This is a genomic window from Zavarzinia sp. (assembly GCF_049306435.1).
Lineage (GTDB): Bacteria > Pseudomonadota > Alphaproteobacteria > Zavarziniales > Zavarziniaceae > Zavarzinia.
Genome location: NZ_JBAQRT010000136.1, coordinates 1 through 4,569 on the forward strand (window position 1 = coordinate 1; position 4,569 = coordinate 4,569).

A 4,569-nucleotide genomic window follows, 5' to 3' on the forward strand; every position below is an offset into this window, starting at 1 on the left:
GCCTCGGCCTGTCCGGGGTCCGCGCCGGGCTGCTGCGCGAGGGAGCGACGCCGGCCGACCTGGCGACGCCCCTGGCCATCGCCCGCCGGCTCAAAAGCCTGCCCCTGCCCCTGACGCGCGCCCGGCCGCTGGCCGAGGCGATCTCGACCGAAGGCGGCGTCGCGCTTCAGGCGCTGGACGACAACTGGATGCTGCGGGATCTGCCCGGCGTCTTCTGCGCGGGCGAGATGATCGACTGGGATGCGCCGACCGGCGGGTATCTGCTGACCGCCTGCCTCGCCCTCGGCCGGGCCGCGGGACAAGGCGCCGCCCGCTGGCTGGGCGGGCACTGAAGGCCCCCGGCCGAAGCCGGGGGCGCTTTCGCGTTCTTACTTGTTCTTGCCGTGACGGGTCTTGATCCAGCGGACCGAACCAGACTTGGAGCGCATCACGATGGTCTCGGTGGTGATACCGAGCGGGGTGATCTTCACGCCTTCCAGCATCGAGCCATTGGTGACGCCGGTCGCGACGAAAATGACATCGCCCCGCGCCAGATCTTCGAGCTCATACTTGCGATTGAGGTCGGTGATGCCGGCCTTCAGCGCGCGCGCCTTTTCCTCGTCGTTGCGGAACAGCAGGCGGCCCTGCATCTGGCCGCCGATGCAGCGCAGCGCCGAAGCCGCCAGCACGCCTTCCGGCGCCCCGCCCGAGCCGAAATAGATATCGATGCCGGTATCCGGCTCCGCCGTCGCGATGACGCCGGCGACGTCGCCGTCCGGGATCAGGTTGATGCGGGCGCCAGAGGCGCGGACCTTGGCGATCAGTTCGGCATGGCGCGGACGGTCGAGGATGCAGGCCGTGACCTGGTCGACCGGCACGCCCTTGGCCGCCGCGATGGCCTTCAGGTTGTCGACGGGATCACGGTCGATATCGACGATGCCGGGGGCATAGCCGCCGCCGATGGCGATCTTTTCCATGTAGACGTCGGGCGCGTGCAGGAAATGACCGCGCTTCGCCAGCGCGACGACAGCGAGGGCATTCGGCCAGGCCTTGGCGGTCAGCGTCGTGCCTTCCAGCGGATCGAGGGCGATGTCGATCTCGGGACCCTTGCCGGTGCCGACTTCCTCGCCGATGTAGAGCATCGGGGCTTCGTCGCGCTCGCCTTCGCCGATGACGACGGTGCCCTTGATGTCCATCTGGTTGAGGGCCGTGCGCATGGCATCGACGGCGGCCTGATCGGCCGCCTTCTCGTTGCCGCAGCCCGCCAGCTTCGCCGCGGCGATCGCCGCCGCCTCGCCGACGCGAACCAGTTCGAGCACGAGGGCGCGGTCGTCGTCGCCCGCCACTTCGACGGGGGCGGTCTTGACAGTCTTCTTCGTCGCCATGTCCAGTTCCTTCAAATCCATGCCGCGCCAGCTCAGGCGCGCTTTATCTCTTCGATGCGAATCATGGTCGGGGCCTCGAGTACCGAGGCCAGCGCGCCGATCCGCGCCATGGCCCGGGCCATGGCCGCTTCCTGTACTTCGTGCGTCACGATCACCACCGGCACGCCTTCGCCCGGGGCCCGCCCCCGCTGAAGCAGGGACTCGATCGAGACCTGCTCGTCGCGCAGGATGGCGGCAATGTCCGCGATAACCCCCGGCCGATCAACCACGGAAAGACGGAGATAGCAGGCGCCCTGCCGCGCCGTCACCGGCATCACCCGGGCCGGTAGCAGGGCATCGACCGGCACGCCGAACAGGGGCAGCCGGACGCCGAGGGCGATATCGACGATATCGGCCATGACCGCCGAGGCGGTAGGGCCGGCGCCGGCCCCCCTGCCCTCGAACATCATGCGATCGACGAAATCGCCATGCACGACGACACCGTTGAAGACACCGTCGACATGGGACAGGGGCGAGCCTTCGGCGATCATCACCGGATGCACGCGGACATCCAGCCCCTCGCTGGTCGAACGGGCGGTGCCGACCAGCTTGATGCGGAAGCCGAGTTCGCGGGCGAAGGCGATATCGAGCGCCGAGACGCGGCGGATGCCCTCGACATGGATGGCGCCGAAATCGATCTTCGCTCCGAAGGCGAGGCTGGCGAGCAGCGCGAGCTTGTGCGCGGCATCGACACCGTCGACGTCGAAGCTCGGGTCCGCCTCGGCATAGCCAAGCGCCTGGGCCTCGGCCAGCGCATCCTCGAAGGAGGCGCCGCTCTCGGCCATGCTGGTCAGGATATAGTTCGAGGTGCCGTTCAGGATGCCGTAGACGGCTTCGATCCGGTTACCGGCCAGACCCTCGCGCAGGGCCTTGACCACCGGAATGCCGCCAGCGACCGCCGCCTCGAAATTGAGCGCGACGCCCGCCTTCTCGGCCATCGCCGCGAGGGCGACGCCGTGATGGGCGAGCAAGGCCTTGTTGGCGGTGACGACCGGCTTGCCGCGCGACAGGGCGGCCTCGACCGCGGCCTTGGCAACGGTCTCGCCGCCGATCAATTCGACGACGACGTCGACATCGTCGTCCGCCGCCATCTCGACCGCGTCGCCATACCAGCGGGCATCGCCGAGCGCGTTGCCGAGGCCGCGATCCTTACCCGGATCGCGGGCCGAGACCGCGGTGATCTCGATGCGCCGGCCGGTGCGCAGGGCCAGCCGGTCGGCATGGGCCGCGAGCAATCGAACGAGACCGCCGCCGACCGTACCGAGGCCGGCGACACCCAGTCGCAAGGAATCCGTCACGCCACGACCTTTTTCTGCGCCGGCACATCCTGCGGCCGCGCCGGGTCCGCCGAAGCCAGGAAACGTTTGATGTTGCGAACGGCCTGGCGCGTGCGGTGCTCGTTCTCGACCAGCGCGATGCGCACATGGCCATCGCCATATTCACCAAAGCCGAGACCCGGCGCGACCGCGACCTTGGCTTCGGTCAGCAGGCGCTTCGAGAACTCGAGGCTGCCGAGATGGGCGAAGGCGGGCGGGATCGGCGCCCAGGCGAACATGGTCGCGGGCGGCGACGGCACGTTCCAGCCGGCATCGAGCAGGCCCGGGATGAGCACGTCGCGCCGCGCCTTGTAGATCTGCCGCGCTTCCTCGACGCAGTCCTGCGGCCCGTTCAGGGCGGCGGTGGCCGCGACCTGAATGGGCGTGAAGGCGCCATAATCGAGATAGGATTTCATCCGGGCCAGGGCCTGGATGAGCTTCTGGTTGCCGACGGCGAAGCCCATGCGCCAGCCCGGCATGGAATAGGTCTTGGACATCGAGGTGAATTCGACCGCGATATCCCTGGCGCCCGGCACCTGCAGGATCGACGGCGGCGGATTGCCGTCGAAATAGATTTCCGAATAGGCGAGGTCGGACAGGATGTAGATGCCCTTGGCCCGGCAGAATTCGACGATCGGGGCGTAGAAGTCCAGATCGACCACCTCGGCCGTCGGATTCGACGGGTAATTCAGCACGATGGCCGTCGGCATCGGCACCGAATGGCGCGTCGCCCGCTCGAGCACGGTCATGAAGTCCGTCTCTTGCGTCACCGGCGGCAGCGAACGGATCGCGGCGCCGGCGATGATGAAGCCGTAGGGGTGGATCGGATAGGACGGGTTCGGCACCAGGATGGTGTCGCCCGGCGCCGTGATGGCCTGGGCCAGATTGGCGAGGCCTTCCTTGGAGCCGAGGGTGGCGATCACCTCGCGCTCCGGGTCCAGCTCGACGCCGAAACGGCGCTGGTAATAGGCGGCCTGGGCCTTGCGCAGGCCCGGAATCCCGCGCGAGACGGAATAGCGGTGGCTGCGCGGGTCGGCCACGGTCTCGACCAGCTTGTCGACGATGTGCTTCGGGGTCGGCAGATCGGGATTGCCCATGCCGAAATCGATGATGTCCTCGCCGCGGGCGCGGGCCTTGGCCTTCAGTGAATTGACCTGCTCGAAGACATAGGGCGGCAACCGCCGGATGCGATGAAATTCGGGATCCATGATCGGACCTGATGTCCCTTCAAGGGAATGCGAGTTGAGAAGAGTGAGTAATTACTCGACGAAGACGACCGCTTCGGGCCCCTTGCCCCGGTTGCGCTGGCTGGCGGCCCCGGCGTCGGCGACGATCGCCTCCACCATGACCGCCTGCGCGGGCACGCCCGCGGCCATCAGTTCGGCCGCCACGGCATTCGCCCGATCGATCGACAGCCCGAAGGCCCCGACCGAATCGCCGCCATCGCCCTTGGCACGGGCATAGCCGACGATCCGCACCTGCGCCGCACCGGAATGCAGCGCCGATGCCATCTGACGGATGGACTCGCGCGCTGCCGGCGAAAGGTCGATCGACCCCGCGGCAAACCCGATAACCGTGCCACTGCCTGAAGCCGATCCCGCCGCGGCAGCGGCGGTGGTAGCTCGGGCCGGGGCAGCGGCGCGGCGACCGCTGTCCTGCGGCATGTCGAGACGCACGGGAACACGGGCGGGGGCAGCACCACCAAGGGCGGCCTGCATCGCCGCCGTCATGGGCACCCCGGTCACCGGCAGGGCCGGCGCGCGCGACGCCTCGAACTGCGGCATGGACACGGGAACGCTGCGCGGGCTGCGGGTTTCCGCCAGCTGCTGCTGGTAGACGTCGGCGACGAT

General features: G+C 68.5%; 5 protein-coding genes. 1 reads left to right on the top strand and 4 read right to left on the bottom strand.

Going from position 1 to position 4,569, the window contains the following annotated elements; genetic code table 11:
- Positions 1 to 332 (top strand): NAD(P)/FAD-dependent oxidoreductase (locus tag WAZ62_RS07360; RefSeq protein WP_422642867.1); only part of this gene is annotated, 332 nt, incomplete at its 5' end.
- 36 nt (positions 333 to 368) lie between these two features.
- Here WAZ62_RS07360 and glpX read toward each other — a convergent pair.
- From glpX to WAZ62_RS07380, 4 genes are all read right to left on the bottom strand, one after another.
- On the bottom strand, positions 369 to 1,364 hold the full coding sequence (glpX, locus tag WAZ62_RS07365) for a class II fructose-bisphosphatase (RefSeq protein ID WP_422642868.1): 996 nt from the start codon (positions 1,362 to 1,364) through the stop codon (positions 369 to 371).
- A 32-nt stretch (positions 1,365 to 1,396) separates the two neighbouring features.
- Entirely contained in the window at positions 1,397 to 2,701 is a 1,305-nt protein-coding gene (locus WAZ62_RS07370) for a homoserine dehydrogenase (protein WP_422642869.1), read from the bottom strand.
- Positions 2,698 to 3,927, bottom strand: coding sequence for an LL-diaminopimelate aminotransferase (locus tag WAZ62_RS07375; protein ID WP_422642870.1), 1,230 nt, complete (start codon positions 3,925 to 3,927; stop codon positions 2,698 to 2,700). Before WAZ62_RS07375 ends, WAZ62_RS07370 begins: the two co-directional genes overlap by 4 nt.
- A 51-nt stretch (positions 3,928 to 3,978) precedes the next feature.
- On the bottom strand, positions 3,979 to 4,569 hold a 591-nt coding region (locus tag WAZ62_RS07380; RefSeq protein WP_422642871.1), incomplete at its 5' end, for an OmpA family protein.

Excerpts from the sequence above, each read along its gene's own strand:
- glpX (WP_422642868.1), bottom strand. The coding sequence starts at position 1,364 with ATGGCGACGAAGAAGACTGTCAAGACCGCCCCCGTCGAAGTGGCGGGC.
- WAZ62_RS07375 (WP_422642870.1), bottom strand. The coding sequence starts at position 3,927 with ATGGATCCCGAATTTCATCGCATCCGGCGGTTGCCGCCCTATGTCTTC.